The sequence below is a fragment of the Cupriavidus sp. 8B genome, assembly GCF_054589115.1.
The window spans coordinates 1-26143 of record NZ_BAAILO010000412.1 but is presented as its reverse complement, the minus strand read 5'-3'; the positions used below and the strand labels follow the sequence as shown (position 1 = coordinate 26143).

At 61.8% G+C, this 26143-nt stretch carries 24 protein-coding genes; 16 read left to right on the top strand and 8 right to left on the bottom strand.

Going from position 1 to position 26143, the window contains the following annotated elements:
- Positions 1-183: 183 nt before the first annotated feature.
- From ACYP5B_RS38800 to ACYP5B_RS38785, 4 genes are all read left to right on the top strand, one after another.
- Positions 184-639, top strand: a complete 456-nt coding sequence (locus ACYP5B_RS38800) for a GAF domain-containing protein (protein ID WP_459573128.1) — start codon at positions 184-186, stop codon at positions 637-639.
- A 33-nt stretch (positions 640-672) separates the two neighbouring features.
- Positions 673-1545: a DMT family transporter gene (locus tag ACYP5B_RS38795; RefSeq protein WP_459573127.1), complete on the top strand. Its 873-nt coding sequence runs from the start codon at positions 673-675 to the stop codon at positions 1543-1545.
- A 161-nt stretch (positions 1546-1706) separates the two neighbouring features.
- On the top strand, positions 1707-3329 hold the full coding sequence (locus ACYP5B_RS38790; protein ID WP_459573126.1) for an amidohydrolase family protein: 1623 nt from the start codon (positions 1707-1709) through the stop codon (positions 3327-3329).
- Complete coding sequence (locus ACYP5B_RS38785) at positions 3326-4351, top strand: CobW family GTP-binding protein (protein WP_459573125.1); 1026 nt, start codon at positions 3326-3328, stop codon at positions 4349-4351. Before ACYP5B_RS38790 ends, ACYP5B_RS38785 begins: the two co-directional genes overlap by 4 nt.
- 252 nt (positions 4352-4603) lie before the next feature.
- On the opposite strand, the gene ACYP5B_RS38780 is transcribed toward ACYP5B_RS38785, so the two are convergent.
- Complete coding sequence (locus tag ACYP5B_RS38780) at positions 4604-5746, bottom strand: branched-chain amino acid ABC transporter substrate-binding protein (protein WP_459573124.1); 1143 nt, start codon at positions 5744-5746, stop codon at positions 4604-4606.
- 10 nt (positions 5747-5756) lie between these two features.
- Entirely contained in the window at positions 5757-7058 is a 1302-nt protein-coding gene (locus tag ACYP5B_RS38775) for an MFS transporter (protein WP_400096327.1), read from the bottom strand.
- A 371-nt stretch (positions 7059-7429) separates the two neighbouring features.
- Between ACYP5B_RS38775 and ACYP5B_RS38770 the strand changes: the two genes are divergently transcribed.
- From ACYP5B_RS38770 to ACYP5B_RS38735, 8 genes are all read left to right on the top strand, one after another.
- Complete coding sequence (locus ACYP5B_RS38770; protein WP_459573123.1) at positions 7430-8728, top strand: aspartate aminotransferase family protein; 1299 nt, start codon at positions 7430-7432, stop codon at positions 8726-8728.
- Between the two features lie 26 nt (positions 8729-8754).
- Complete coding sequence (locus ACYP5B_RS38765) at positions 8755-9468, top strand: haloacid dehalogenase type II (protein ID WP_459573122.1); 714 nt, start codon at positions 8755-8757, stop codon at positions 9466-9468.
- Positions 9469-9484: 16 nt separating this feature from the next.
- Positions 9485-11053: a PucR family transcriptional regulator gene (locus tag ACYP5B_RS38760; protein ID WP_459573121.1), complete on the top strand. Its 1569-nt coding sequence runs from the start codon at positions 9485-9487 to the stop codon at positions 11051-11053.
- A 106-nt stretch (positions 11054-11159) separates the two neighbouring features.
- On the top strand, positions 11160-11489 hold the full coding sequence (locus ACYP5B_RS38755; RefSeq protein ID WP_400096323.1) for a tRNA-binding protein: 330 nt from the start codon (positions 11160-11162) through the stop codon (positions 11487-11489).
- A 204-nt stretch (positions 11490-11693) separates the two neighbouring features.
- Positions 11694-13121, top strand: coding sequence for an FAD-binding oxidoreductase (locus ACYP5B_RS38750; RefSeq protein WP_459573120.1), 1428 nt, complete (start codon positions 11694-11696; stop codon positions 13119-13121).
- A 94-nt stretch (positions 13122-13215) separates the two neighbouring features.
- A complete protein-coding gene (locus ACYP5B_RS38745) occupies positions 13216-14580 on the top strand; it encodes an aminotransferase class III-fold pyridoxal phosphate-dependent enzyme (protein ID WP_459573119.1) in 1365 nt (454 codons plus the stop codon).
- A gap of 12 nt (positions 14581-14592) precedes the next feature.
- Positions 14593-15321, top strand: a complete 729-nt coding sequence (locus ACYP5B_RS38740; protein ID WP_459573118.1) for a haloacid dehalogenase type II — start codon at positions 14593-14595, stop codon at positions 15319-15321.
- Between the two features lie 92 nt (positions 15322-15413).
- Positions 15414-16880, top strand: coding sequence for an NAD-dependent succinate-semialdehyde dehydrogenase (locus ACYP5B_RS38735; RefSeq protein WP_459573117.1), 1467 nt, complete (start codon positions 15414-15416; stop codon positions 16878-16880).
- Between the two features lie 219 nt (positions 16881-17099).
- Here ACYP5B_RS38735 and ACYP5B_RS38730 read toward each other — a convergent pair whose 3' ends face one another.
- From ACYP5B_RS38730 to ACYP5B_RS38715, 4 genes are all read right to left on the bottom strand, one after another.
- Positions 17100-17615, bottom strand: a complete 516-nt coding sequence (locus ACYP5B_RS38730) for a GrpB family protein (protein ID WP_459573116.1) — start codon at positions 17613-17615, stop codon at positions 17100-17102.
- Between the two features lie 81 nt (positions 17616-17696).
- A complete protein-coding gene (locus ACYP5B_RS38725; protein ID WP_400096317.1) occupies positions 17697-18995 on the bottom strand; it encodes an MFS transporter in 1299 nt (432 codons plus the stop codon).
- A complete protein-coding gene (locus ACYP5B_RS38720; RefSeq protein ID WP_400096316.1) occupies positions 18973-19128 on the bottom strand; it encodes a hypothetical protein in 156 nt (51 codons plus the stop codon). The genes ACYP5B_RS38725 and ACYP5B_RS38720 overlap by 23 nt, the downstream gene beginning before the upstream one ends.
- A gap of 380 nt (positions 19129-19508) precedes the next feature.
- The gene (locus ACYP5B_RS38715) at positions 19509-20048 is read right to left on the bottom strand and encodes a TetR/AcrR family transcriptional regulator (protein ID WP_459573115.1); all 540 of its coding nucleotides are present in this window, start codon (positions 20046-20048) and stop codon (positions 19509-19511) included.
- 195 nt (positions 20049-20243) lie between these two features.
- Here ACYP5B_RS38715 and ACYP5B_RS38710 point away from each other — a divergent pair, with 195 nt between their 5' ends.
- On the top strand, positions 20244-20630 hold the full coding sequence (locus ACYP5B_RS38710; protein WP_459573114.1) for a nuclear transport factor 2 family protein: 387 nt from the start codon (positions 20244-20246) through the stop codon (positions 20628-20630).
- 283 nt (positions 20631-20913) lie between these two features.
- On the opposite strand, the gene ACYP5B_RS38705 is transcribed toward ACYP5B_RS38710, so the two are convergent.
- Complete coding sequence (locus tag ACYP5B_RS38705; protein ID WP_459573113.1) at positions 20914-21807, bottom strand: LysR substrate-binding domain-containing protein; 894 nt, start codon at positions 21805-21807, stop codon at positions 20914-20916.
- Positions 21808-21964: 157 nt separating this feature from the next.
- Between ACYP5B_RS38705 and argH the strand changes: the two genes are divergently transcribed.
- Both argH and ACYP5B_RS38695 read left to right on the top strand, forming a co-directional pair.
- On the top strand, positions 21965-23488 hold the full coding sequence (gene argH, locus ACYP5B_RS38700) for an argininosuccinate lyase (protein ID WP_459573112.1): 1524 nt from the start codon (positions 21965-21967) through the stop codon (positions 23486-23488).
- Between the two features lie 32 nt (positions 23489-23520).
- The gene (locus ACYP5B_RS38695) at positions 23521-24483 is read left to right on the top strand and encodes a Bug family tripartite tricarboxylate transporter substrate binding protein (RefSeq protein WP_459573111.1); all 963 of its coding nucleotides are present in this window, start codon (positions 23521-23523) and stop codon (positions 24481-24483) included.
- A 118-nt stretch (positions 24484-24601) separates the two neighbouring features.
- Here ACYP5B_RS38695 and ACYP5B_RS38690 read toward each other — a convergent pair whose 3' ends face one another.
- Positions 24602-25021, bottom strand: coding sequence for a hypothetical protein (locus ACYP5B_RS38690; RefSeq protein ID WP_459573110.1), 420 nt, complete (start codon positions 25019-25021; stop codon positions 24602-24604).
- A 352-nt stretch (positions 25022-25373) separates the two neighbouring features.
- Between ACYP5B_RS38690 and ACYP5B_RS38685 the strand changes: the two genes are divergently transcribed.
- Positions 25374-25820, top strand: coding sequence for an Ohr family peroxiredoxin (locus ACYP5B_RS38685; RefSeq protein ID WP_318236099.1), 447 nt, complete (start codon positions 25374-25376; stop codon positions 25818-25820).
- Positions 25821-26143: the final 323 nt, after the last annotated feature.

The following is a 26143-nucleotide window of genomic DNA, read 5'->3' as shown; positions in this document are numbered from 1 at the left end:
CCCAGCAACGCCGACCGGGAGACTACTGTGGACAGACGTGGATTTGCAACGATTTGCGGCGCCGCCTTGCTGGCGCCCACAACGCGGTCGTATTCGGCTGCGCCCGAATATCCGGCGAGGGAGGCATCGACTGCCGGCAACTTGCCGGGGCAAGCCGCGGCGGCGGTGCGTTCGGCGCGGTCGATGGACGAAGCATTCACGCAATGGGGGCACGCTGCAGCGATTGCCCTTCCTTTCCGCCATATGACGGCACTGGTCACGAAGCATGCGAGCGGCGGCGCCGACGACCCCGGTGACGTCCGTCGCATCTTCTCCAGCGTACCGTCTGCCTATCCTGTGGGAGGCTGGAAGCATCTGTCTGGCAGCGAATGGTCGGCCCATGTCCTGCAGGCGCAACGCGTCCTGGTTGCCTCGGGCAGCAGCGCACTGGTTCGCTATTTTCCCGATCACGCCCTGCTGCGCTCGCTGGGAACAAGGACGCTTGTCAACATCCCGCTGGTCGTCTGCCAGCGTACTGTCGGGGCGCTGGCATTGCTTTGCGAGCAGGAGCGCATCGACCCGGCCGCCCTCGCCCGCATCGAGGCACTCGCTCCCTATACCGCCCCGTTATTCGTCCTGAGCCAGGCGGATGCCGGCTGACCGCGCCCCTTCGCGCCATTTGCGGACCGCATCATGCCGACCACGCTGGCCATCTGCGCCTTGCTGATCTGGAGCACGCTTGCCGTTTCCGTGGTGAGCCTGTCCGCACTTCCCCCGTTGTTGACCACCGGGCTGGCGCTGATCGGGGGCGGCGCACTTGGCCTGCCCTGGGTGCGCTGGCGCCATTTGCGCGCCAGACCTTTGCTGGTGGGAAGTGCCGCCATGCTTGGCTATCATGCGCTCTACTTCCTGAGCTTGCAGACGGCAGATCCGGTGGCGGCCAACCTGTTGCACTACCTGTGGCCGCTATTCATCATCGTCCTCACGCCGCTGATGCTTAGGCGGCAGGGCGGATACGCGCTGGCCCGGCATCATGTCGCGGCCGGGCTGCTGGGCTTTGCCGGCGCGGCGGCATGTGTTGGCGCGGTGCCCGCGTTCAACGCAAGCGCCTGGCTCGGATACACGCTTGCCTTGGTCTCGGCGCTGGTCTGGGCGTATTTCTCGGTATGGTCAAGGCGCTTCGCCGAAGTGCCAACGTCCACCGTATCGCTCTACTGTCTCGCGGCCGGCGTGGTGTCGCTGGCAACCTACGCGGCGCCCGCCCCGACATGGGCGTCGGCCATGGCCACGGCGGATCAGCCTGGACTGTCGCTGGACCTCAAGCAATGGCTGACTCTCGGCTACCTCAGCCTTGGGCCGCTCGGGGGGGCGTTTTACCTGTGGGACTATGCGATGAAGAAGGGAAATCCCCATCGCATCGCCTTGTTCGCCTACGCGGTGCCAGTGGTCTCGACCCTGTTCGTCCATGTCTTCCTTGGCCGGCGCGTCGAACCGGCGACCCTGCTGGGGGCCCTGCTGGTCACGGCTGCAGTGGGCCTGGGCAACCGGCCGGCACGGCGAGCGTAGCTGCCGCCGGCCAGCCTCGGCGGCGCGGCGTCCTATCTTTGAGAGGAAAACCGTAGCGCCCGGTGCTATGTGCCGTCGGTGTCCGCCAACGCGCGGGAGGGCTAAAAAGTAGGTATCCAAATCCTCCCCCGAGTGCGCTGCGCCGCACGATCAACCAGACCATGGACAATGCATCCGGCAATCCCATCGAGATCGGCGAGGAAATCGTCGCCGGTTTCGCAAAATACCGCCTCCCGAGCGTAGCGCCGGCGACCGCCCGCGACCGGGGCGTTGGGCCTTTTCGCCGCATGGTGCTGCGCGGCGCCACGCTGATTGACGGCACGGGCGCCCCACCCTGGGGCATCGTCGATATCGTCGTCGAGGGCAACCGTATCGCCGACATCGTCAGCGTGGGCACGCCGCACCTTCCCATCAAGCCGGAGCGCCGCCCGGCACCGGGCGAGTTCGAGATCGACTGCGAAGGCCGCCTTGTCACGCCCGGCTTCGTCGACAGCCATGCGCATATCGGTGCGCCCTTCCACGCGGCAAGCGGCACCATGCCTGGCGCCGACTACGTGTACAAGCTCTGGCTGGCCCACGGCGTAACGTCGGTGCGGGAAACCGGGGCGTTCAATGGCCTGGCGTGGACACTGCAACAAAAGGAGGCAGCCGCCGCACATCGGATCGCTGCGCCTCGCCTGTTCGCCTATGCCTATTTCCCCGCGATCAACGACTACCTGAAGACGATCCATACGCCAGCGGCCGCGCGCGAATGGATGCAAAAGCTGCGCAAGAAAGGCGCCGACGGCGTCAAGTTCTTTGGTGCGCCGCCCGCCATCATGGAGGCGGCGCTCGACGAAGCGCGCCAGCTCGGCCTCCGTACCTGCTGCCATCATGCTACGCTGGCGGTGAGCCGCATGAACGCGCTGACCACCGCGAAATGGGGCCTGACCAGTTCGGAGCACTTCTACGGCCTGCCCGAGGCACTGTTCGAAGACCGGACCGTCCAGGCGTTTCCGCAGGGTTATCACTACAACGATGAGTACCTGCGCTTCTCCACCGCGGGCACGACCTTCCTGCAAGCGGCCAAGCCCGGCAGCGCAAAGTGGGACCAGGTCCTGGATACCTTTCTCGCGGCGGGCCATACCTTCGTGCCGACCATGAATGTCTATGACGCCAATCGCGACCTGATGCGCGCACGGCGCGCGGACTGGCACGAACGCTTCACCGATCCCAACCTGTCGAAGTACTTCGAGCCCCATCGTGGGGGCCATGGCTCGTACTGGTATCGCTGGTCGACGCAGAACGAGGTGGAGTGGCGCGAGTCCTTCCAGATCTGGATGCAGTGGCTGCGGGACTACAAGAACCGGGGCGGGCGGGTCTGCGCGGGCAGCGATTCCGGCTTTATGTACCAGGTCTATGGCTTTGGCTTCATCCGCGAACTGGAACTGCTGCAAGAAGCCGGCTTCAATCCGCATGAGGTGCTGCGCGCTGCCACTTATCACGGCGCGGAGTTGCTGGGCATCGAAGACGATACCGGCTCGGTGGAGGTAGGTAAACGCGCCGATCTCCTGATACATGACAGCAATCCGCTTGACGATTTCAAGCTGTTGTATGGCACCGGCGCCTTGCGCCTGAACGAGCAGCACCAGCGCGGCGAATGGACGCGCTGCCTGCGCACCACCATCAAGGATGGCGTCGCCTTCGACACGCAGGAACTGCTCGACGACGTCGAGGCGATGGTGGCCCAACGCGTCGCTGCTGACGAGCCGGCCACGCGCAACCCGAGGGCGCACCAATCATGAGCGCGCCAACTGACTTCATCGTGCTCACCGGATTCCTTGGCAGCGGCAAGACCACGCTGGTAAGCGATTTTCTTACGGGTGGAGACGACACCCAAACCGCAGTGATCGTCAATGACGTTGGCGAAGTCAATATCGACGGCGCCATCATCGCCGTACGCTCCGGCGTGCCGATGGCGACCCTCAGCAATGGCTGCGTGTGCTGCAGCCTGACCAACGACCTGCTGTACACCGTAGAGGCGTTGATAGAGACAGGGCGACTGGCCGGCAAACCACCCTTCGCCCGCATCATCCTGGAATGCAGCGGCCTCTCGCACCCCGGCGCGGTGCTGCGCAGCCTTGGCGCGCTGTCGCAGCTTGCCATGCGCGTCAGGGTGGTAGCGACCTGCGCCGCTGACCGGCCCGCCGCCGCGGGCGACGATTTCGAACTCGCGGCGGCCCAGCTTTGTGCCGCCCATACGATCGTGCTAACTCGCCTGGATCTCGCCGGCGTGGCGGCCATCGAACGCGCGGCGGCCACCGCGAGAGCGCTGGGGCCAATGGCCACGGTCATCGTCGAGCCTCAACGTGCAACGCGAGCGGCGCTGTCGCTGGGCCCTTCCGGGCCCACTGCGGCATCGTGCCTGCCCAATGGCCTGGATGACACGCGCATGGCAGCCACGGCGGGCCATCCCCGCGTCAACGTGTTTGCGCTGGGCTGCGAGCAGCCGCTTGAATGGGCGGGATTCTCGGCATGGCTGGAAAACCTGGCAGGCTATCTCGAAGCGCGCCTGTTGCGGGTCAAAGGCTTGCTGACGGTGGCCGGATGCGGCGAGCAATTGCTGATCCAGGGCGTCGGCCAGCACTTCGACACCCCGTGCAGGATTGCGACCGGGTCCCGCACCTCCCGCCTGATCGTCATCGCCAGGGATACCAGCCGCGAAGAGGTCGAGGCAATCACGCCACCGTTGCCGTCGGTGCGAATCACCATGCTGCGTGCTCCCGGCGCGGCCCCCGAGGCTGCCCGGCTCGCGCGGCCGGTCTGACAAGTTCTATTCCTATCGGCTTGCACGGCGCCGGCACCCAAAAGTACTGGCGTCCCCGGGGAACAGAACAAAGAGGGACGCCAGCCCACCAAAATTCACGCACACCCTTCGCTGTAGCGACGATGCACGCGCGCTTACCAGGCTGCGGCGGATCAAGAAACCGAGTCTCACCTGCATTCGCGTGCGGCATGCAGGTCTTGCGGATGTCCCGTGGGACCAGGCCTGGTGGCCCGGCCCCGCTCCACTACCGCGTCAGCGTCCGGCCAGGCTTTCGAGCGCTTGCCATTTCCCGCCAACCACCTTGTAGATGGTGATGCCGCCCTCCTGCAGGTCGCCGCGGCTGTCATACGCTATGCGCTTTGACGTCACGCCGGGCGTAGAGGTGGCGGCGAGCGCCGGCAGATACTTGTCCGGCTCCGCCGAGCCCGCAGCCTGCATGGCCTTCATCAGGGACATGGCGCCATCGTACGCATACGGCGAGTAGGTCTGCACCGGCGAGCCGAACCGCTTTTCGTAGCGCTGGCTGTAGGCTTTGCCACCTGGCATCTGCTCAAGCGGCAAGCCTGCGAGCGAGCAAAGCGCGCCCTCCGCCGCTGTTCCGGCGAGCTTGATGAAGTTGTCGGTCTTCGACATTTCCCCCGAAACCAGCATGGATTTCATGCCGAGTTCACGCATCTGTTTTGCCAGGGGCGCCGACTGCATCTCCGCCCCGCCATAGAACACGACATCCGGCGCGAGCCGTTTCAGGTTGGTCAGCACGGCTTTGAAGTCGACCGCCTTGTCGTTCGTGTACTCGCGCCGCACGATCGTGCCGCCGGCGGCACGCGCGGCCTTCTCGAACTCATCGGCCAGGCCCTGTCCATAAGCGGTACGGTCATCGACGATGGCAATGGCCTTCGCGCCGAGCTGCCTGACAACGTAGGCACCCACCACGCTACCCTGCTGCGTGTCGGAGGTCATCATGCGGAACGCCGTCTTGAAGCCCTGGCGCGTGTACTCGGGAGCGGTCGCCATGGCGACCTGAGCAATCCCCGCCCTGCTGTAGACCGCCGACGCGGGAATGCTGGTGCCGGAGTTGAAGTGTCCGAGCATGCCCTTGATGCCACCGTCCACCAGCTTCTGCGCCACCACGGAGCCAGTCCTCGGGTCCGCCTGGTCATCCTCCGAGGCTAGCGAGAAGTGCACCTCCTTGCCGCCGATGCGCGGCCGCGTGGCGTTCATGTCTTCGAGCGCCAGCACGACGCCGTTCTGCATGTCCTTGCCATACTGGGCCTGCCCGCCGGTCATCGGCGCGGCAAACCCCAGCTTCACCTCCTGCACCTGCGCCTGCGCCGACTGGTTTGCCAGGCAGAGCGCCGCGACGGCGCATGCCGCCGGCATTGCATAACGTTTCATAGGATTCTCCTCACTGTTGTTGTGTGCACTGACTGCGATCGCGAAAGCCGAAGACCACACCAAGAAAGCTCACGGCCGCCGCGGCAATCACATAGAGCGCTGGCGCCATGGCGCTTCCGGTGGTCGCGATCAGCCAGGTCAGGATCAGCGAGGCAAAGCCGCCGAAAGTCATGACGGCGACGTTGTACGCTACCGAAAGCCCGGTGGACAGGATTTTGGAGGGGAAGATCTCCGAGAACGCCGCCAGGATCGGGCCCGTGTAGCCGGCGATCAGCACCCCGAAGGCGGCCTGGAACAGGATCAGGTTGAACTGCGTGGGCGCGCTGACGATGAGGGCGAACATCGGATAGGCGAGCAGCAGGATGCCACCGGAGCTCGCGGCGAGGATCTTCTTGCGTCCGATACGATCCGACCAGGCACCCACCAGCGGAGACAGCACGGTAATGATCAGCCCGCCGACCACGCCAGCGATAAAGGACATCGATTGCGGCATCTTCAGGGTCTTGACGGCATAGGTCGGCATGTAGAACAGCAGCACATAGATGCAGACCGTCCACAGGATCACCATGGAAAACGTGGTGAAGGTTTCGCGCGGATAGTTGAGCATGACCTCGGAGAACGGCCGCTTGACCTTCTCCTTGTTGGCCAGGAAGGCAGGCGTCTCGTCCACGCCGTTGCGGATATAGAAGCCGATGGGGCCGATCAGGATGCCGAACAGGAAGGGAATCCGCCAACCCCATGCCTTGACCTCCTCGGGGGTGAGCACGAGCGTCAGCACGGTGCCGGCAAGCGCGCCCAGCACGACGGCAAAGCCGATGCTGCTCTGGATCCAGCTCGCGTAGTAGCCCTTGCGGGCAGCAGGGGCATGCTCGGTCAGGAATGCAGTGGCGCTGCCCATTTCGCCGCCGGCGGAGAAGCCCTGCATCAGGCGGGCAAGGATGATCAGGACAGGCGCTGCGATCCCGACCTGTTCATAGGTCGGTGCGAGTCCGATCAACGCCGTGCCGCCTGCCATCAGCAGAATCGTCAGCGACAGTGCTGCCTTCCTGCCGACCCGGTCGGAGTACATCCCGATCAAGACGCCGCCGATCGGCCTCACCACGAATCCGACGCCGAACGTGGCGACCGACAACAACAAAGAGGTCAGCTCGTTTCCGGTTGGGAAAAACAGCTGACCGATGGTGATGGCGAAGAACCCATACACCATGAAGTCGAACCATTCAAAGCCATTGCCGAGTATGGTCGCCGTAATCGCCTTTCGCCGGCTTCTGGCCTCGTCTGGCGAGGCCGCCATGCTTGCCGCTATATCCATTTCCTGCTCCTTCCTTTGGCCATGTGTGCGTGCCGGCCACTGAGTATCCCGGCCGGCGCTGGGAGCGAACGGGTCGCTCTGCCTGGCATTCAATAGGAGCGCGCGGCGCATTCCTACCTACCTTTTGCAGGAAGGCTGGCGCAAGCCATTGCGTGGCCCATAGGAGAGGGAAAACGCACTGGTGAAAACCCCACCCTCGCTTGCGTACGAAATGCGTGCAGCGTTTTCCTACGCGACGTAGGTAGTGCCGGTGCAAGCCCGGTCCTAAGATCGTATCGACCCTCCGGACCAAGGCGGAGGACCGGACCATACGGACCATACCGACCATACGGAACCCACGGAACACCCACAGCCCTGCAAGGACAGAACAGATGGACGCAATCACCAGACCAGCCCCGGCGCTAGCCGCTGCACGTACGCAACACATTGCACGTGGCGTGCTGACCGCGCACCCGCTCTTCATCGATCGCGCCAGTGGCTCGCACGTCTGGGATAGCGAGGGGCGCCGCTACCTTGACTTTGTGGGTGGCATCGGTGTCCTCAACGTAGGACACAATCACCCCGCCGTCATCGCCGCCGTCAAGGCCCAACTCGAGCGCGTGAGCCACGTAGCCTTTCAGGTGGCCGGCTATGACGTCTATATTGAACTGGCTGCCCGCCTGAACAAACTCGTCGGCGGCGCAGGCGCTGCCTACAAGACCGTATTCCTGACCACGGGCGCCGAAGCGGTGGAGAACGCCGTCAAGATTGCGCGTGCCTATCGCAATGCGCCGGGTGTCATCGCGTTCCGCGGCGGCTTCCATGGCCGCACGCTGCTGGGCATGACGCTGACCGGCATGAGCACGCCCTACAAACAGAATTTCGGGCCTTTCGCGGGCGATGTCTACCACACGCCCTACCCCGACCCCTATCACGGCATCAGCAGGGACGACGCCCTGCGGGCGCTGGATGATCTGTTTGCCACCCAGATCGCGCCGGACCGTGTCGCGGCGATCATCCTTGAACTTGTACAGGGAGACGGCGGTTTCCTTCCGGCCGGCAGGGAGTTCCTGCACAAGCTCCGTGCGCTCACCGCGAAGCATGGCATCGTGCTGATCGCCGACGAGATCCAGACCGGCTTTGGCCGAACCGGCCATCTCTTTGCGTTCCAGGAGGCCGGCATCCAGCCGGACCTCGTGACGGTCGCAAAGAGCCTCGCGGGCGGCCTGCCGCTCTCCGGCGTGGTCGGCCGGGCGGAGATCATGGATGCACCGGCTCCCGGCGGGCTAGGCGGCACCTATGCCGGCAGCCCACTTGCCTGTGCGGCAGCCCTGGCCGTGCTCGATCTCTTCGAGCACAGCGACCTGCTGGAGCGCGCCCGTACCCTGGGTGAAGTGCTGCGGGCCGGCATTGACGAACTGGCCAGCCGCTACGCCGAGATCGGCGCTGTTCGCGGTGTCGGACCCATGCTTGCCATGGAATTCGTTGTCGATGGCGATCCGCTGCAGCCCGACGCGGCATTTGCCCAGCGGGTGATCGATCGTTGCCGGGACGGCGGCCTGCTGGTGATCAAGTGCGGCGTGCATCGCAACAGCGTGCGGCTGCTGGCCCCTGTCAACACGTCGCTGGACGACGCGCGGATTGCCCTTGATATACTGGACAAGGCGATCCGCGAGGCACGCACGCCTTGAGCGCAAAGGGTGAGGAAGGGCAGACCATGGATAGCAATCTTGCGGACAGGTTCATCGACAAGACGGTGCTGACGTTCGACGTTTATGGGACGCTGATCGACTGGGAGGCCGGGCTCTTCTCCGCCCTCTCTCCCATTTTGCTGGCATACGGCTGCAGCCTGAGCGCCGACGCGGCGCTCGAACTCTACGTCAGGCACGAAGCGGATCTCGAGGCCGGCCCCTACCTGACCTACCGCGAAGTGCTGGCCGAAACGCTGCGGCGCATCGGCGCAGATCTCGGTTTCGAGCCGAACCCGGCAGAGCTTGAAGCCTTCTCGCATACGGTGGGCGACTGGCCGGCATTTGCCGACTCGGCCGCGACGCTGCAGCGCCTGAAGCAGCGCTTCCGGCTGGCCGTCATCACCAACTGCGACGACGAGCTTTTTGCCGTGTCGAACCGGAAGCTCGGGGTGGACTTCGACTATGTGATCACGGCCCAGCAAGCCAGGAGCTACAAGCCGTCGCTGAACAACTTTCACGTTGCCTTCGGCCGCATCGGCGTGCCGCGCCACGAGATCCTTCACGTGGCGCAGAGCCTCTTCTATGACCTTGTACCGGCGAGCATCCTGGGCCTGGAGTCCATCTGGATCAACCGCCGCGACCGCCGGCCCGGACTAGGGGCCACGTCAAACGCCAGGGCCACGCCGGATGCCCAGTTTCCCGACATGGCGTCGTTTGCCACCGCCATCGGTTGCAAGTAGCCATCAAATAGCCATCATGGACCTTGCAACGGCCCTACAGTCAACCGTGCTTCGCGATGCGCGTGTCGTCGCTGGGCACGAGGCGCTCACCAATGAGATCCGGTGGGTCCACATGGTTGACCACCCGGATATCGCGGCATGGGTCAAGCCGGGCTATCTGCTGCTTTCCACGGGCTACAACTGGCCGCGCGACGATGATGCCTGCGCAAGCCTGATTCGTGCACTCAAGGAACGCGGACTCGCCGGCATCGTGCTGGCGGTGCCCAATTTCCTGGAACATTTCCCGATGAGCGCCCTCGCCACGGCGCAGGAAATCGGTCTGCCGCTGCTTGAGTTGCCCTGGGACGTGCCCTTCAGCGCGATTACGGAGGAGATTCACGCCAACATCATCCGGAACCAGAGCGAACTGATCGAGCGCTCCGAGGAAATTCACCGCGCGCTGACCAACACCGCGGTGATGGCCAATAGCCTGGATGATCTTGCCAAGGCACTGGGCGGCCTGCTGGTGCGCGCGGTCAACTTCGTCGACCCTGACGGACTGGTTCTTGGCGCCGATGCCGACGCCTCGGATCGCCAAGGCAGGGAGCGGGCGTACATGCGCCTGCTCGACCGCAAGGTCATCCTGCGCAAGATCCAGGACAGCGTCACCCCGATCCTGATCGACCCGCAACCCGAGGCCGGCATGCCGCGCCGGCTAGGATGCCCGATCCGCATCCGGGGCGAGATGGTGGCCATCGTGTTCGTCGACGAAGGCGATACGCCGCTGGGCGAACTCGACATACGCGCAACCGAGCATGCCTCCATCATCGGCGCCCTGCATCTGGCCCATATGCGGGCGTTGCACCTGCAGGAGGAGCGCCTCGGCTACGCGCTGGTGGGCACCTTGCTTGAGGGGCGCTTCGAGGAAACCCCATCGGCACTGGAGCGCGCCCGGCTCAGCGGCTGGGACCCGGCCGGAGAGTACCGGGTATGCCTGGTCCTGCTTGACGAGCCGCTGCCGTTGTCTCGCGAAGGCTTCCTGCGCCGGGAGCGCTGGGTCGATCGCTTGCGCAAGTATCTGGAGAGCGTGGGCCAGGCCCCGTTGATCTTCGTGTCGCTCAATCAGATCACCTTCCTGCTGTCCTCCGGAACCCCGCCAGAGCCGCTGTGGCGCGTACTGGGCAGCCGCGGCGCGGCGTTGGCGGTAAGCCGCGTGCAAACGGGTGCAGCCGGCATCGCGGTGGGAGGCAGTGACGTGAACTCCTTATGCGGCCTCCTCAAGCCGGGAAAGATCCATCATTTCACTGAGGTGATGTTTCCACGCGCACTGCTGGGAGACGCCGATGCGCGCATGCTGTTCATCCAGACCAAGATCGGACCACTGCTGATCGAAAAAAAGAGCGAGGCCCTGCTGGAAACACTGGAAGCCCTGTGCGAGGAAGGCTTTCAGCTGGCCAACACGGCCCGCCGCCTTGGCATCCATATCAGCACGCTCCGCTATCGGGTCGAGCGCATCGAGGCGATGCTCGGCACGACCCTCGAGGATCAATCGAACCGCTTCCAGCTTCAGGTCGCCGTCGCGTTGCACCGGCTCACGATCGAGTAAGACCGATAGCGGCCGGCGTTCACCGCCCTGCCTTTTTTCTCGTGCGCCTGCGCTGCTTTTCCGGGCGTACGGCTTCCTTTCGACTATTTTCCAAGGAGTCTGCATCATGGGTGCATACGAAGCCTTTTCTTCCGTCGACTTTCGCGTGGGCACGGTGGTCCGGGTCGAACTTAACGAGCAAGCCCGAAAACCCGCCTACAAGATGTGGATCGATTTTGGCGAAATGGGGACCAGGACCTCGAGCGGCCAGTATGTCAACCGCTACCAGGCCGAGGAACTGATCGGCAAGACGGTGGTATGCGCGGTCAACCTCGGGGAACGGCGCATCGCCGGCTTCCTGTCGCAGGTACTGGTGCTAGGCGTGGAGTCCGAGCCGTCGGTCGTGAACGTCTTGACGGTGGACGGCAAGGTGTCGAATGGAAGCAAGGTGTTCTGACAGGTGTTCTGATCAGGAAAGGTGGAATGGGGCGGGTCCAATTCCTATGTTTCATACATACCGTCCCAGGCGCTGCGCTCGTAAGCTTTCCATCAATCCAGGACGGCTCGTGACCAGCGACTCCGTCCGGCACCAGTGCCCCGGGCCGCGCGTCCGGCAGTGCTGAGCCCCGTCCGAACCCTAGAACGCTAGAACGCCCAAATCATGTCCGAAGCGCACATCGACCACCTCAGATCCATCGTCGGAACGGCCAACGTCCTCGTCGGCCAGGACGCGCAGGCCTACGCCACGGACTATCGACAGGTCTTTGTCGGCAGCACGCTTGGCGTCGCCCGGCCCGCGACTACCCTGGAGGTCAGCGCGATCATGCGGTACTGCGATCGCCACGGCATTCCGGTGGTGCCCCAGGGTGGGAACACCTCGCTGCTGGGCGGCAGCGTGCCGGATGCGACGGGCAGTGCCCTGATTCTGAGCCTCGCCCGCCTGAACCGGGTGCGCGGTGTCGACTCCCTCAACGCGACCATGGTGGTCGAGGCGGGGGTGACGCTCAGCCAGGCGCGCGCCGTGGCGGAAGATGCGGGAAGTCTCTTTCCGTTGCGCATCGGCTCCGAGGGCACCTGCCAGATCGGCGGCAACCTCTCGACCAACGCGGGCGGCACCGCTGTGCTCCGCTACGGAAACATGCGGGACCTGGTGCTTGGCCTGGAAGTGGTGCTTGCCAACGGCGATGTCTGGGACGGGCTGCGTGCCCTGCGCAAGGACAATGCGGGATATGACCTGAAGCATCTCTTCATCGGCTCGGAAGGCACGCTGGGCATCATCACCGCAGCCGTGCTCAAGCTCTTCCCGAAGCCGCGTGCTACGTGCGCGGCGTTCCTTGGCGTGCACAGCCCTGCCGCTGCGCTGTCGCTGTTTGGCAGTTTGCGTGAATGGCTGGGCAACGACATCACGGCGTTCGAGCTGATCTCGTCGGACGCGATGGATCTCGTCCTTCGCCACCTGGACAATCGACCCTCACCGCTGGCGTGCAGGCACGCCTGGCATGTGCTTGTCGAGGTGTCGTCCACTGGCGATCAGAGCGAGGTTGAGGCCGGATTCCACGCCACGCTGGCTACCGGCATCGAAGAAGGCTGGATCGAAGACGCCGCCATCGCCGCAACCGAAGCCCATGCCGGGCAGTTCTGGCGGATCCGCGAGGAGATCTCCGACGCGCAGACCCGCGCACGCGGCAGCGTTCGCTGCGATATCTCCGTGCCCTTGTCCGCCATCCCGGGGTTCATCGCCAGTACCACGGAGAAAGTCCTGCAAACCGCTCCCGGGACACGGATGATCATCTATGGACATATGGGCGATGGCAACGTGCACTTCAATCCGCTGCGCCCCGAGGAAGCGGACGCCACCGACTATCTGGCCGAATTCGGGCCCGCGATCACGCGCATCGTCGACGACTCGGCCATGGCGCTCGGCGGATCCATTTCCGCGGAGCACGGCGTCGGTGTGGCAAAGCGTGACGAGCTCTTGACGGTGCGCAGCCGGGTGGAGCTGGAAACGGCGTGGCGCATCAAGTCCGCGCTCGATCCCAGACAGTTGCTCAATCCGGGCAAGGTGCTGCCGGCACTAAGCCGGCACTGAGCCCGCAAAACCCAACAGAGGCGTGATGCCAGTGGGCGCTAAAGGCGGCCAGATCCGAACCAAGCAAGCAAAGCAAGCACCAGGAGTCTTCAGCATGTCGGAAACAGAACATCTTCTTCAACTGGACCGCCGTCACTGGGTGCATCCGGTGGTGCCGTTGCGCGAGCATGAAGCGCGCGGCGCCACCATCTGGAAATCGGCGCAGGGCATTCACCTGGTCGACACCGAAGGGCGACGGGTCCAGGACGGCTTCTCCGGCCTGTGGTGCGTCAATGCCGGATATGGCCAGCAGTCGCTCGTGAAGGCAGCGCAGGAGCAAATGCAGCAACTCCCCTATGCCACCGGCTACTTCCATTTCGCCAGCGAACCAGCTATCCGCCTGGCCGCCCGGCTTGCGGCGCTGGCTCCTGCCGGCCTGACGCGCGTGGTGTTCGGCCAGGGGGGGTCCGACGCGGTCGATAGTGCGATCCGGCTGACAAACTATTACTTCAACGCTACCGGCCGGCCGGACAAGAAGCACTTCATCGGCTTGCAGCGCGGCTACCACGGCAGTTCAAGCACCGGCAGCGGGCTCACCGCCCTGCCGCTGTTCCATCGCCATTTCGACGTGCCGACGGCGCGGCAGCACCATATCCCGTCGCCCTACCCGTACCGCCATCCCGATGGCCCGGATCCCGAAGCGGTGCTGGCGAGCACGGTCCGGGCCCTCGAGGCCAAGGTGGACGAAATCGGGGCGGATCGCGTGGCAGCGTTCATCTGCGAGCCCATCCAGGGCTCGGGCGGCGTCATTGTTCCGCCGCCTGGGTTCCTGCGCGCGATGCGCGCCACGTGCGACCGCCTGGGCATCCTGCTGATCGTCGACGAGGTGATTACCGGCTTCGGCCGCACCGGTCCGATGTTCGCCTGTGAAGCCGAAGGCGTGAGCCCGGACATCCTCACGCTCGCGAAGGGACTCACCTCCGGCTATGCCCCGATGAGCGCCACCATGATGACCGAGGCACTGTATGCCGGCATAGCCGACGCCGGCGCCGACGGCACCGCGCTGGGCCACGGCCAGACCTATGCGGGGCACCCGGTCAGCGCCGCCGTTGCCAACGCCGCACTCGACCTCTACCTGGATGGGGGCCTGATAGAAAACGGCAAGCAAGTCGGCAGTTACTTCCAGGCCCGCCTGAAGTCGCTGGAAGACCTGCCCTATGTTGGCGAAGTACGCGGCCGAGGCTTGCTGGCGGCAGTGGAACTGGTCGCCGACAAACGCACCAGGCAGAAACCGCCACAGGCGCTTCGTCTCGGGCAGCACGTGTTTCGGCACGCCATGGAGGATGGCCTGGTCTTGCGCGCCTTCCCCGACGACATTCTCGGTTTCGCACCGTCCTTGAATTACACCGAATCGGATATCGACACACTGATCCAGATCCTGCGAACCTCCCTCGAACGGGCGTTCGCAGAGTCCTTCTAACCAGGAGCCATCATGAAACTGAAAGACTTCAAGGTACTGACCTTTGACTGCTACGGCACGCTGATCGACTGGGAAACCGGCATCTACAACGGCCTCAAGCCCCTGATCGAGAAAGCCGGCCTGGGCGCAAAGAGCCGCGACGAAATCCTCGAGATCTACGCGCGCCACGAAGCGGAACAGGAAATCCAGACGCCCGCGCTGGCCTACTCCCTGCTGCTCGCCGTGGTTTACAAGCGCCTGGCGGAGCAATGGAAGGTCGCGGTCACCGTTGAGGAAGCCAATACCTTCGGCGCCTCGGTGCCCGACTGGCCCGCCTTCCCCGATTCGGTGGAGGCGCTGCAATACCTGAAACAGCACTACAAGCTGGTGATCCTGTCCAATATCGACCGGATTTCCTTCCGGGCCAGCAACGCCCGCCTGCAGGTGGAGTTCGACGCCATCTACACCGCGCAGGATATCGGATCCTACAAGCCGAGCCCGCGCAACTTCGAGTATCTGCTTGAGCACCTGAAGCAAGACCTGGGGCTGGAGAAAGGCGACATCCTGCATACGGCGCAAAGCCTGTTCCATGATCACGCCCAGGCCAACGCCTTTGGCCTAGCCTCCGCCTGGATCGATCGCCGGCATGCGGACAAGGGCTGGGGCGCGACCATGCCGCCTCCCGGCACGCCGAAGTACGACTTCCGTTTTGACAGCATGATCGACATGGCCAAGGCACACCAGGCTGAAAGCGAGCTCTGACCAGGGCTCTGACCAAAATTACCAGACCGCGCCCGGAGGTTCCGGGCGCGCTGTGCAACGGCGCAGCCGAGCACCCACCTGGATGTCACAACATGAATCTGAACGATCGGGCACTGCTGTGCCAACAAGCATTTATCGGCGGCAATTGGACACCGGCGCACTCCGGTCGCACGCTCCCCGTACTAAACCCGGCATCAGGCGAGACCCTGGGTACGATCCCCGATTGCGCAGCCGAAGACACGCGCGATGCGATCGAGGCCGCCAGCAAGGCGTTGCCGGCCTGGAGCGCGCTTACCGCGCACGCGCGCGCGGAGCTGCTGCGCAAATGGCGCGCGCTGATGGTGGCGCATGCCGACGATCTCGCCCTCATCATGACCCTCGAGCAGGGCAAGCCGCTGGCGGAGGCGAAAGGCGAGATTCTGTATGGCGCCGCCTTCGTCCAGTGGTTCGCCGAGGAAGGCATCCGCGCCTACGGCGAGACCATTCCGGGCATGCAGTCCAATCGCCGCATCATTGTGCGCAAGACCCCGGTGGGCGTCTGTGCAGCCATTACGCCCTGGAATTTCCCCAACGCGATGATCACACGCAAGCTGGCCCCAGCGCTGGCCGCGGGCTGCACGGTGGTGGTCAAACCCTCCGAATTGACCCCATTCTCCGCGCTGGCGCTGGCCGAGCTTGGCAAGCGCGCGGGGTTTCCCGATGGCGTGCTCAACATCGTCACCGGACAGCCGCAGGGCATCGGTGGCGAACTCACCGCCAATCCGACGGTACGCAAGCTGACGTTTACCGGATCGACCCACGTTGGCAAGCTGCTGCTCCGCCAATGCGCGGATACCGTCAAGCGGGTCAGCATGGAGCTTGGCGGCAATGCGCCGGTCATCGTGTTTGACGATGCCAACCTTGATACGGCCATTGCCGGCGTCATGGCGAGCAAGTTCCGCAATAGCGGCCAGACATGCGTCTGCGCCAATCGCATCTACGTCCAGGCGGGCATCTACGACCGCTTCGCCGAGCGCCTGACTGAAGAGGCCGGCAAGCTGCGCGTTGGCGTCGGTACCGAGGATGGCATCACCATCGGTCCGCTCATCAATCGCGCTGCGCTGGTCAAGGTCGCCGCGCACATCGATGACGCGCTCGCCAAGGGAGCGACACTGTTGCTCGGCGGCGCGTCCTCGGCGCGTGGCGAGCAGTTCTTCCAGCCCACGGTGCTCTCGGGGGCCACCGACGAGATGCGGGTTTCGACCGAGGAAACATTCGGCCCGGTCGCGGCGCTGTTCCGCTTCGAGACCGAGGAGGAAGTCATTGGCCGTGCCAACGATACCCCTTACGGGCTGGCGGCCTATCTGTTCTCGAATGACCTGAGCCGCGTGTTCCGCGTGGGCGAGGCGCTCGAATATGGGATGGTGGGCATCAATACCGGAGTCATATCCTCGGCCGTCGCACCCTTTGGCGGCGTCAAGGAGTCCGGGCTCGGGCGCGAGGGCTCCCATCACGGCATCGAAGAGTTCCTCGAAGTGCAAACGCTGCATCTGGACATCGCGCCGGCTGTGCAGACGTAAAGCGCGCTCTTGGGGCGGATAGCTCCCGGTGCTTTCACTACCGCCACTGGCGGTATTTTTTTGCGCCCCGCTCCGCTGCCAGACCGCCCTCGCCGGGTTCGCAGAGGCCGAGTGCCTCTACCTGGATCACTTCGCCGACGGCGCTGGCGTCATGCACTTGCGCGCGTGTTCCGATTGACTCGGCTTGCTGTCCGACTCGGCAGAATGGCGCCTCTGCTTTTATTGCTTTGCTGAACTCGGACGCGATCCCATCAGGGCATCAATAAAGGGGGCCTTCAGCGCAAGGTACTCAGCGATGCCGCCACGGTTGCTTCCTTCGAGCTCAAATTTCAAGTCCTGATACTGCTGTCGAATAACGGCATCGCTCCTAAGAAGATCGCGAAATCGGAGCATTCTATCAATTTGCCAGTGGCCACTAATACATACATGCACCTTGTGCGTTCGCACCCCATCAACATCGCGACGATAGAAATGGTGCCCTGCTGAAAGATCGCTTCCCCGAACGTAACCCAGTACGCCCATGAAACGGTCTCGGGCTGCCTCGTTTCGATGCTCTGAGACCTCAACCAAGAGGTCGATCTCCGGCTTGGCCGCAAGTCCTGGAACAGCGGTGCTTCCGACGTGATAAATATCGACAAGTTCAGCGCCAAGGCCCTTCGCTATGCGTTCCTTCTCGGTGACGAAAAGAGCAGGCCATTCGCTGTCATAGCGGGAAATTTTGCTGGTGAGCGTCAATGTGTCTCCTTTGTCCGGCAGCCAAGAGCTGCCAGTCCCAACTAAATGCTACCAATGGAGTCGCGGGGAGTCTATATACGCTCAGTTTTCTGGATCTCTCAACACCTCGGCCTCGACCTCCGGGTTCGGTTCGCCATCCTTGGTAGCAATCAATTCCTTCGGCGTCAGCGGGATCAAGGGCAGGATCAGTGCGTACACCACGGTCGTCGCGATCACACAATATGTGAATCCGTGCGTTGGGCTGCTGTTATAGATCCATGAGCCCAAAAGATCGCCGGCACGCGCCGAGAGCGCGAAGACGCCATCCACCAGCATCATCAAGGTGCCTTGCAAGCCTGGCGGACAGGACCGCATCGCGAGATCGAAGTAGGCTGCCGTGGCTACACCGCCCATCAGCCCTATCGGTGCCGCCAATACAAGCGCGAGATTGGCTGAGTGAATAAATGCCAGCGGAATCATCTGCGGCACTGCGACAATCGTTCCCCACCACAGCAGCTTGTTCAGCGATACTTTCTTGCACAGAAAGCCATACAGCAAAAATGTCGGGATGAACGCGGCGGCAAAGATCCCGTTGTAGTACGAGTAAACGGAATCCGATGCATGCAGCTCATTGGTCAGGTAGAACTGCAGCGGAGTGGCCGATCCTGGCGCAAAGTTCCACAGAAAGCAGATGAGAACCGCTGGATAAACGGCCCTATGCTTGACCAGCCGCCTGACATTCCCAACGAGATCTGCGCCCCTGGCTTGCGGCTTCTCGTAGGCATCGCCGAAGACGGAAATGGGCTTCCAGAGCCCGAACACGGCAATCAATAAAGTGACCATCGCCACCAGGAAGAAGGCTTCTTTCGCGGCAAGATGATCGGAGATGTACCCGGAAGCGAACGCTCCCGCAACGACCGGGACGGAGCCGACCACGTTCCACAGAGCGCTCAGGCGCCCGGACATGAGCTTCTCCTGGCCCACCAGAGCGATCAACCCCTGATAGGCTGCGGCGATAAATCGGGACGACAGCATTGCCAGCAGCATCCCGATGACCAGTCTCGCGTATGAGAAACCTGAAAATGCCATCCAGATGTATGCCGCCGCGGTCGCCGGAGCGAAAATCAGGAAGAAGCCGCGATCCCGCATTCCCAGCGGGTTCCATTGGTCGCGCGCGAGGCCAAAAGCGAACGCAATGTAAACTGGTATGCCCGTCACCAGCCGGAATGTCGAGATCTGCGTCGCCGTCGCATGCAACTGGTTCTTGAGTATGTACGACGTCTGTATATCAATCAGGAAACCGGCCGGCGTTGCCAGATAGATGAACAGGGTCAGCCAACCGAAATACAGCAGGGTTCGGTCGCTGCCCTCGGAACCATTACGACCAGATTCGGCCAGCATTTTCGTAGCTTGACGGCTTCGCGAGAACCGCCCAAGCGGCCGCCAGTAAGCCGACGATACTGTTGAAGAAGTCGATCTTCAGCAGGGGTGAAAAAATCTCAGCCCGATAGGCGCGTTTGAAGTTCTTGGACATGGAGGACCACGTACACAGCCTCGGAAAACCAATCAAAGGTGCCCCCGCGAATGTGCGGGCTGCTTCACCTGGCAACGGTAACAGAATACAGCGTCAGCGCGGAAAAAGTGTAGGTGAAAAATGGGATTTGAGGTTCCGAGGCCTACCTCATCGAAGCGAAAGCACCTTTCGGACGCATACGCTCACTCGCTCGCACCTCTGGACATCCGGTTAGGGTCGGCAAACGTCGACCGTCCCCTGCCCTTGGTCGGCCGAAGTCAGCCAGCTGATGCCGATGCACGCTCACGTGTTTGCGGCTGCTTGCGTCCGTTTCTCGATCAAGCAGCCACAAAAGGAACCCCGGAATGTCTCTGGCAGTTGGGCCTCGCACCGGTTAGCGCTTACGCCCGCCCGGGCCACGCCGCCATTGCGGCGTCAGCGAGAGCGCCCAGCTTCTTGCGGCTGGCTCCGTCGCGTGCCTGGGTGGACATGCCCTGAAGGATGGCAAGATAAAAGCTCGCCAGCGCGGCGGCGTCCGTGTGCACAGGGAGTTCGCCGTCACCGATGCCGCGCTCGATCCGCTCGCGCAGGGTATTTTCCACCAAGCCGCGCAAGGCGATCACGGCTTCCTGCACTTCGCCTTCGGCGGGTGAGCCGACCGCCGCGCTCATCAGCATGCAGCCGCGCGGCAGGCCCTTGCGGGTCTGCTCGACTGTCGCGCTATCGAGCAGGCGTCGAATCGCTTCCCGCGCCGATGGGGCGGCAGGCAGGAACTGCTGCACGTCGAGCCCAGGCCGGGTCAGGTAACGCGATACCGCCTCCAGGAACAGCCGCTTCTTGTCGCCGAAGGCGGTGTAGAGGCTCGGTGGGGTGATCCCCATTGCGGCGGTGAGATCGCTGATCGACGTCGCTTCGTAGCCATTGCGCCAGAACAGCAACATCGCGGCCTCCAGGGCGGCATCACGATCAAAGGACAAAGGGCGCCCCGTCTTGGGGGGGCGGCTTGCAGGAGTAACTTTCATAGTGATCGATACTAAAGTATTTGACACCTTGACGGCAATCCCCTACTCTACTTGCATAGCGATCACTATGAAACGTTGGTTGATCATTCCTGAATCTTGAAACGGAGTTTGTCGATGATCGAAGCCGATGTGCAGGCGCGCAACAGGGAAATCGTGTCCGAGGTGATGAAGGCTGTTTTCGTGGAGCGCGAACCGCTTCGCGTGATGCATTACTTCTCGGAGCGTTATGTCCAGCACAATCCCCTCATTCCCAACGGCAGGGAGGCCATACCGGCCATGATCGCGGGTCTGCCCGAAGACTTCAGTTATCAGCCCGGCATGCTTGTTGCCGACGGTGAGCTGGTCATGATCCACGGCCGCTACGTCGGCTGGACGGCCAAGCCGATGGTCGCCGTCGATATCTTCCGGCTAGAGAATGGCAAGCTGGTCGAGCACTGGGACGTACTGCAGGAGGAAGTGCCGGCACAGCAAGCCGTCAACGGTAATGCGATGTTCCCTTAGGGTGTGCCGGAGATTGAAGCGGTCATTCGCCGCGGCCCAAATTATGACCGCTTGTGGCCTTGCAGTCATCCGACGTTCGGGAGCCAACCGACCTGGTCGCGCGAGAAGGGACATCGGAACAGATGTGTATCAGTTGAATGGCTCCGCGAGGAATAGGCGATGTAGTCGACGAATAAGTCGGCCCGTCTGTGGCCCACCCTGCGCCATCACGGCACCTGCCGCGCGGGCCTGCATAGCGCCTTCCCTTGGCAGTTGGGGTCTTTGGGAAAACCAAGGGTCCAAATCAGCCTTTTGGATGTCTTAGGGCCTCGAAGCTACGGCGCACACAGTCTGTCAGCCGATTAGCCAGGAATCCCACTGGAAAATGGTCCGATGTCACGGCGTAGCTATTGAACTGAACCTCTTCAGAAAAAGGTATCTCGGAAACATTTTGTATCCGAAGCGCTCGGGAATCTATCGGACTTACGATAGACGTGCCAAGGCCCTTGCTAACCATCGTGCAAATTGTTGAGGCGTATGGCGTCTCGATTGAAAGATGCCTAAGGTCATTGGGAAAGTGACGATCTATTTGGCTTCTGTTGGGGCTACCCATAGGCAGCGATATGAAGTGCTCATTTTCAAAATCGCTTGGGTATACAACATCATGCGTGGCCAGCCTATGCGAACTATTGACGATTGCCACACCGCGAGCGGTATTGATTAGTTCAAAATCCAGGCTCGTCAGATCAGTGATAATAGAGCAAAATCCGACATCGCAAAAACCAGTCGCCGTCCATTTTGCGACGACCTCAGACCGCCCCATATTAACCACAATCGGTATGTCCGGAAACATACCCCTGAAAATCAGAATAGCGTCTGGCAACACACAGTGCGCAATCGAACCTACTGCGCCCACGCGGAGTAAGCCGGTCCCTCGGCGGCGAATTGAATCCGCACTTTCGCCAAGGGATTCCAGCCCGAGAAATGCGCGCTCCACATCAGCATAAAATGCCTCCGCTTCCGCCGTCGGAATCAACCGCGTCCCTATTCGTTGGAATAGTGCGAACCCAACCGTCTGCTCCAGGAGCGAGATCCATCTACTGACATTCGGCTGGGAGGTGTGGAGGAGTCCGGCTGCCGTGGTCATCGAACGCGTCTTCATCACAGCCCTGAACGCCTCGACTTGCTTAAAGTTCATATGAGGCTCCAAAAGCGCACATTTTGGCAGATCCTCTCTGACCCTGTGCACCAAATCTTACCATATCACTTTTGTATGAATAGCAGCGAGACGCTGATTTGACGCATGAGCGGCTTCATTCCAAACTGGTCGTACCCATTAATAGAGTGTTGCCATCATGGAATCAAAAGTTAGCCGTCGACTCAAACAACCTCCCGCGAAAGAGGTTATCGATTACATTTTCCAGCCTCGCACGACCAGAGAATTCTTCGCGAAGAACTTTGAAATACTGACTCAAATCAATTTTGCGCACCTGTTGATGCTTCACGAGCAAGGGATTCTCGACCGGGAGACGTCGATTCGCCTGGCTAGAGCTTTGATAAAGATGCAAGAGGACGGTCCCGAAGCGGTTCAACTCGACGCAGCACGAGAAGATGCTTACTTCAACTACGAAGCCCATCTGATTAAGCTGGTAGGTCAGGACGTCGGTGGTCGCTTGCATACAGCCCGCAGTCGCAACGATATGGGCGCCACCAACGATCGTATTCGCGCTCGTGCTTTCATTCTACGCATCAGCAGGGCATTAACTGATGTCGCTGCCGCCGCGGTGGCGCAAGCAGAGAGATTCGTTACCTATGTGATGCCTGGATATACGCACATGCAGGCTGCGCAGCCCATCACCTATGGGTATTACCTGTCGGGACTGGTCGATGCCTGGTCCCGAGATATTGATCGCCTCCTGCGTGTCCTGGAAACGACAGACAGTTGCCCACTTGGTGCTTGTGCCTTGGCCGGCACCTCGTTTCCCATCGATCGAAGGTCGACCAGTTTGCTGTTGGGCTTCTCCCGACCCATGCCGAACTCGCTAGACGCGGTTGCATCTCGCGACTTCGCATTGGAACTGAGTGCAGTGCTCTCAATCATGATGATCACTTGCAGCCGGATGGTGCAGGATTTTTACATCTGGTCAACACCGGAGTTCGGATTCCTGTCCTTCCCCGACAGCATTGCTGGCACATCCAGCATCATGCCGCAAAAGAAGAATCCGGTCGTTTTGGAGTATTTGCGGGGGAAGACTTCCCATCTGATCGGACTAACGTCAGCCGCACTTACGACAGTAAAGGCCACCCATTTCACGCACTCGGGTGACAGCAGCCGGGAAAGCACAAGGACGTGCTGGGAAAGCTGCGAAGAAGCAGTAAAGGGGCTCGAACTGATGAAACTGCTTGTGGAACGTGTTGAGCCCAATCGCCTGCGCATGGCAGACCGTGCTGCGCAAGATTTCTCGGCTGTCACCGATCTGGCCGACTTGCTCGTCCGAAATGCTAATCTTTCGTTCCGCGACGCGCATCACATCATTGGCGCTGTCGTTCGGCAAGCGCTTGATCAAGGGGTTCCTGCTACGGGTATTACTCCCCAAATGATCGATGCTGCAGCGCTCGAACAGGTGGGGCGACGGGCCTCGTTGTCGGAAGACGATATCGGCGAATGCCTGGATCCGATTCGCAACGTTGCTGCGCGTCGGTCGTATGGCGCGCCGGCACCGGATGGCGTCCTCCAGCGCATTGGCGAGCAAAGACTCTCGCTCAAAATGAGAGCAGACACAATCGATGCAGTTGGTCACCGACTCGCCGAAGCTCAGACATTGTTGGAACAGCGTACGCGCGCGCTCGTTTCGTCCGAGTCCAACCAAGGCGCGTAAATCTTACGCCTATTAAACCGAGGAATCGAGCGATGTCCAAGTTCGTCGTAGCTCTCGCCTTTGCCACGGGTATCTTTTCGGCCGCAAACGCTGAAACTTACCCGAACAAACCAATTAATCTTGTCGTCCCGTTCGCACCCGGCGGTACTGTCAATCTCACGGCGCGCCTTCTTGCCACACGGATGTCAGAAGTGTTGGGTCAAGCGGTTGTTGTTGACAATAGAGCCGGAGCCGGAGGGAACATCGGAGCCGCCTATGTTGCGAGAGCGAAATCTGACGGCTATACGCTCTTGTACGCAACGCCGGCAAATCAAGTGATCCAGCCATTACTATCCAGGAACCTACCCTACTCGCCGTCAAAAGATTTCAAGCCCGTCGCGCTATTTGCCACTGTCCCGAATGTGTTGGCTGTGTCAGAAACCACCCCGGCCAAGAATATGGCCGAATTGCTACGGTATGCCAAGGCAAATCCAGGAAAGTTGAACATGGGATCGGCCGGGATGGGGTCGGCAAACCACATGCTCGGAGAACTGTTCATGCTCAGAACCGGCACAGCGTTCACCCATATTCCGTACAAAGGTGCTGGCCCTGCTACTGCAGATCTTCTGGCTGGTCAGGTACAGGTTCTCTTTGTCAATCTTCCAACGGTGCAACCCTATATAAAGCCGGGCAAAGTTCGCGTGTTAGGCATTGCGAGCAAAGAGCGAAGCCCAGCGATTCCTGAAATTCCAACTTTCGATGAGCTGGGTATCAAGGATGCGAACACAGAATCGTGGTCTGCCTTGATGGCTCCGGCTAATACAAGTCCGCAGGTGATCAAGAAGCTCCAGGATACCGTGATCTCGATTGCGAACGAAAAGTCCACGATGCAGCAATTGGCTGCTCAGGGCGCGCGCCCATTGCCAGGTACGGCCGCCGACCTCCAAAAGCTAATCAACGACGACACCAAGCGTTGGACAGAAGTCATTCAGCATGCGAAAGTCCAAATTGACTAGCCGGCTCGACTGAATTTCTTCGTCATCGCGCTGATGGGTTTAATCACGCGGCATCACTAAGTCTCGGAGCCACGCCTGCGGTGACGCTCTTCGGCTCGCTATGCCTTTGCCGCCTTCATTAGTATTGGCACCTGGTAACCGGCCCAGTGTTAATGCAGCGGATCTGATTGCCGTCTTGTGGTGTCAGAGGCGCAGCTTGCGGCGCCACGTATTGCGGCATTTGACGCCATGCGTTCTGCCGTTGCTGCTGCTGCAGGTTTTGCTGCTGCAATTGCGCATTGAGCTGTTGCATTTGCAGGACCGTCATCTGCTGATTGAACTGATACATCTGCAACTGCTGATCGGTCATTGCATCTCTGTATCCGGTTGCCTGACCGTCCGAGTTCAAGCACATGATTCGACTTGGCGAAAGGACCCTGTATCGCTCGCATGTCGAATCGCCTGCCATGTAATATCGTCCGTTCACGAAGTTCGGCGCCGCCGAGCCTGCGCAGCCGGCGACTGTAAACGCCAGAAAGAGCGTTGTCATTTTTTTCATGGGTTGTTTCTTGAGCCCGTATTGCGACGCGGGTCGGCATTATCGCCCAAAGTCGCTAGCGAATGACCGAAGTCCGGCGCACAGCCGACGTCGAAGAAACGTGCATGCCCTATAGTGGATGCATTCTGGTCATGGCAGGGGGCCTCGCTCGCCCCTCTTTCTCTGGCCAGCGAGGCGTTACCCCCGCTTTCGGATATGGCGCCCCCATCCGGGCGTCAGAGGGACTTGAACCCTCCGGAGCAACGCGCTGCTCAGCGCACACTACGACCGCTGCTGACCTCTTGCTGCGGCTCGACACCGCCGCCCTTCCAGGCGTGACACCCAACACCCTTTATCCATCAAGGAATCCATCATGGCCAAGATCGAAACTGTCCTGTTCACAGGCAAGACCCACACCACGGTCAACCGCGACCCCAGCGCCCAGCGTGGCGACCACGGCGTCGTCGACATCAAGGTGTCGGCGCCCGGCGGTGAAAACCACGAGTTCATCGCCGCCGAGCCGCACCCGACCGCCGAGCAGTTGTTTGCGGGCGCCTGGTCGGCCTGTTACATCACCGCGCTCGGGATCGCGGCCTCGCTGAAGAAGGTCACGCTGCCGCCTGACTCTTCCGTGGATATCCAGGTAGACGTGGGCCAGACCGGTCCCGGCTGGTTCCTCGGCGCCCAGTTCACCGTCCGCGCGCCGGGCCTGGCACAGGACGTCGCGGAGGGGATCGCGCGCGCGGCTCATCAAATCTGCCCGTACTCGAAGGCTGTGCACGGAAACATCGACGTCGCCCTGAACGTCATCACGGCGTGATCCGGCAAGCACGCGCCTCTCACTGAGCATCTTTTAGTACGTCCGGCTCGGCTTGATCGAGCCGGAACGGCCGCTTTTGAACGCGGTGGAGACGTTCGCAGAAACTGGCCGAAGGGCTGGAACGGGTCGAGAAGAGACGACCCGCCTGCGTTGCGTCGGGGTCCCTTCCCGGCCATCTTCGGCTATCCAGCAAATTGAAGAATTCCGCGCCCGAAGGACAGGTTAACTAAACATAGCGACATAAATATTGCAGCATGTATGATTGCGTGGTTACTCTTTTGGGGATGCAGCCATGCGTAAGCTCGAGATTGCAGACGCGCAGA

Bases quoted from the DNA above. Each gene is read 5' to 3' on its own strand.
- ACYP5B_RS38800 (WP_459573128.1), top strand. From the start codon at position 184: ATGGACGAAGCATTCACGCAATGGGGGCACGCTGCAGCGATTGCCCTT.
- ACYP5B_RS38705 (WP_459573113.1), bottom strand. From the start codon at position 21,807: ATGAACTTTAAGCAAGTCGAGGCGTTCAGGGCTGTGATGAAGACGCGT.
- ACYP5B_RS38770 (WP_459573123.1), top strand. From the start codon at position 7,430: ATGGACGCAATCACCAGACCAGCCCCGGCGCTAGCCGCTGCACGTACG.
- ACYP5B_RS38715 (WP_459573115.1), bottom strand. From the start codon at position 20,048: ATGTTGCTGTTCTGGCGCAATGGCTACGAAGCGACGTCGATCAGCGAT.
- argH (WP_459573112.1), top strand. From the start codon at position 21,965: ATGGAATCAAAAGTTAGCCGTCGACTCAAACAACCTCCCGCGAAAGAG.
- ACYP5B_RS38785 (WP_459573125.1), top strand. From the start codon at position 3,326: ATGAGCGCGCCAACTGACTTCATCGTGCTCACCGGATTCCTTGGCAGC.
- ACYP5B_RS38690 (WP_459573110.1), bottom strand. From the start codon at position 25,021: ATGAAAAAAATGACAACGCTCTTTCTGGCGTTTACAGTCGCCGGCTGC.
- ACYP5B_RS38780 (WP_459573124.1), bottom strand. From the start codon at position 5,746: ATGAAACGTTATGCAATGCCGGCGGCATGCGCCGTCGCGGCGCTCTGC.
- ACYP5B_RS38765 (WP_459573122.1), top strand. From the start codon at position 8,755: ATGGATAGCAATCTTGCGGACAGGTTCATCGACAAGACGGTGCTGACG.
- ACYP5B_RS38790 (WP_459573126.1), top strand. From the start codon at position 1,707: ATGGACAATGCATCCGGCAATCCCATCGAGATCGGCGAGGAAATCGTC.
- ACYP5B_RS38685 (WP_318236099.1), top strand. From the start codon at position 25,374: ATGGCCAAGATCGAAACTGTCCTGTTCACAGGCAAGACCCACACCACG.
- ACYP5B_RS38755 (WP_400096323.1), top strand. From the start codon at position 11,160: ATGGGTGCATACGAAGCCTTTTCTTCCGTCGACTTTCGCGTGGGCACG.
- ACYP5B_RS38740 (WP_459573118.1), top strand. From the start codon at position 14,593: ATGAAACTGAAAGACTTCAAGGTACTGACCTTTGACTGCTACGGCACG.
- ACYP5B_RS38695 (WP_459573111.1), top strand. From the start codon at position 23,521: ATGTCCAAGTTCGTCGTAGCTCTCGCCTTTGCCACGGGTATCTTTTCG.
- ACYP5B_RS38745 (WP_459573119.1), top strand. From the start codon at position 13,216: ATGTCGGAAACAGAACATCTTCTTCAACTGGACCGCCGTCACTGGGTG.
- ACYP5B_RS38735 (WP_459573117.1), top strand. From the start codon at position 15,414: ATGAATCTGAACGATCGGGCACTGCTGTGCCAACAAGCATTTATCGGC.
- ACYP5B_RS38795 (WP_459573127.1), top strand. From the start codon at position 673: ATGCCGACCACGCTGGCCATCTGCGCCTTGCTGATCTGGAGCACGCTT.
- ACYP5B_RS38775 (WP_400096327.1), bottom strand. From the start codon at position 7,058: ATGGATATAGCGGCAAGCATGGCGGCCTCGCCAGACGAGGCCAGAAGC.
- ACYP5B_RS38725 (WP_400096317.1), bottom strand. From the start codon at position 18,995: ATGCTGGCCGAATCTGGTCGTAATGGTTCCGAGGGCAGCGACCGAACC.
- ACYP5B_RS38760 (WP_459573121.1), top strand. From the start codon at position 9,485: ATGGACCTTGCAACGGCCCTACAGTCAACCGTGCTTCGCGATGCGCGT.
- ACYP5B_RS38710 (WP_459573114.1), top strand. From the start codon at position 20,244: ATGATCGAAGCCGATGTGCAGGCGCGCAACAGGGAAATCGTGTCCGAG.
- ACYP5B_RS38750 (WP_459573120.1), top strand. From the start codon at position 11,694: ATGTCCGAAGCGCACATCGACCACCTCAGATCCATCGTCGGAACGGCC.
- ACYP5B_RS38720 (WP_400096316.1), bottom strand. From the start codon at position 19,128: ATGTCCAAGAACTTCAAACGCGCCTATCGGGCTGAGATTTTTTCACCC.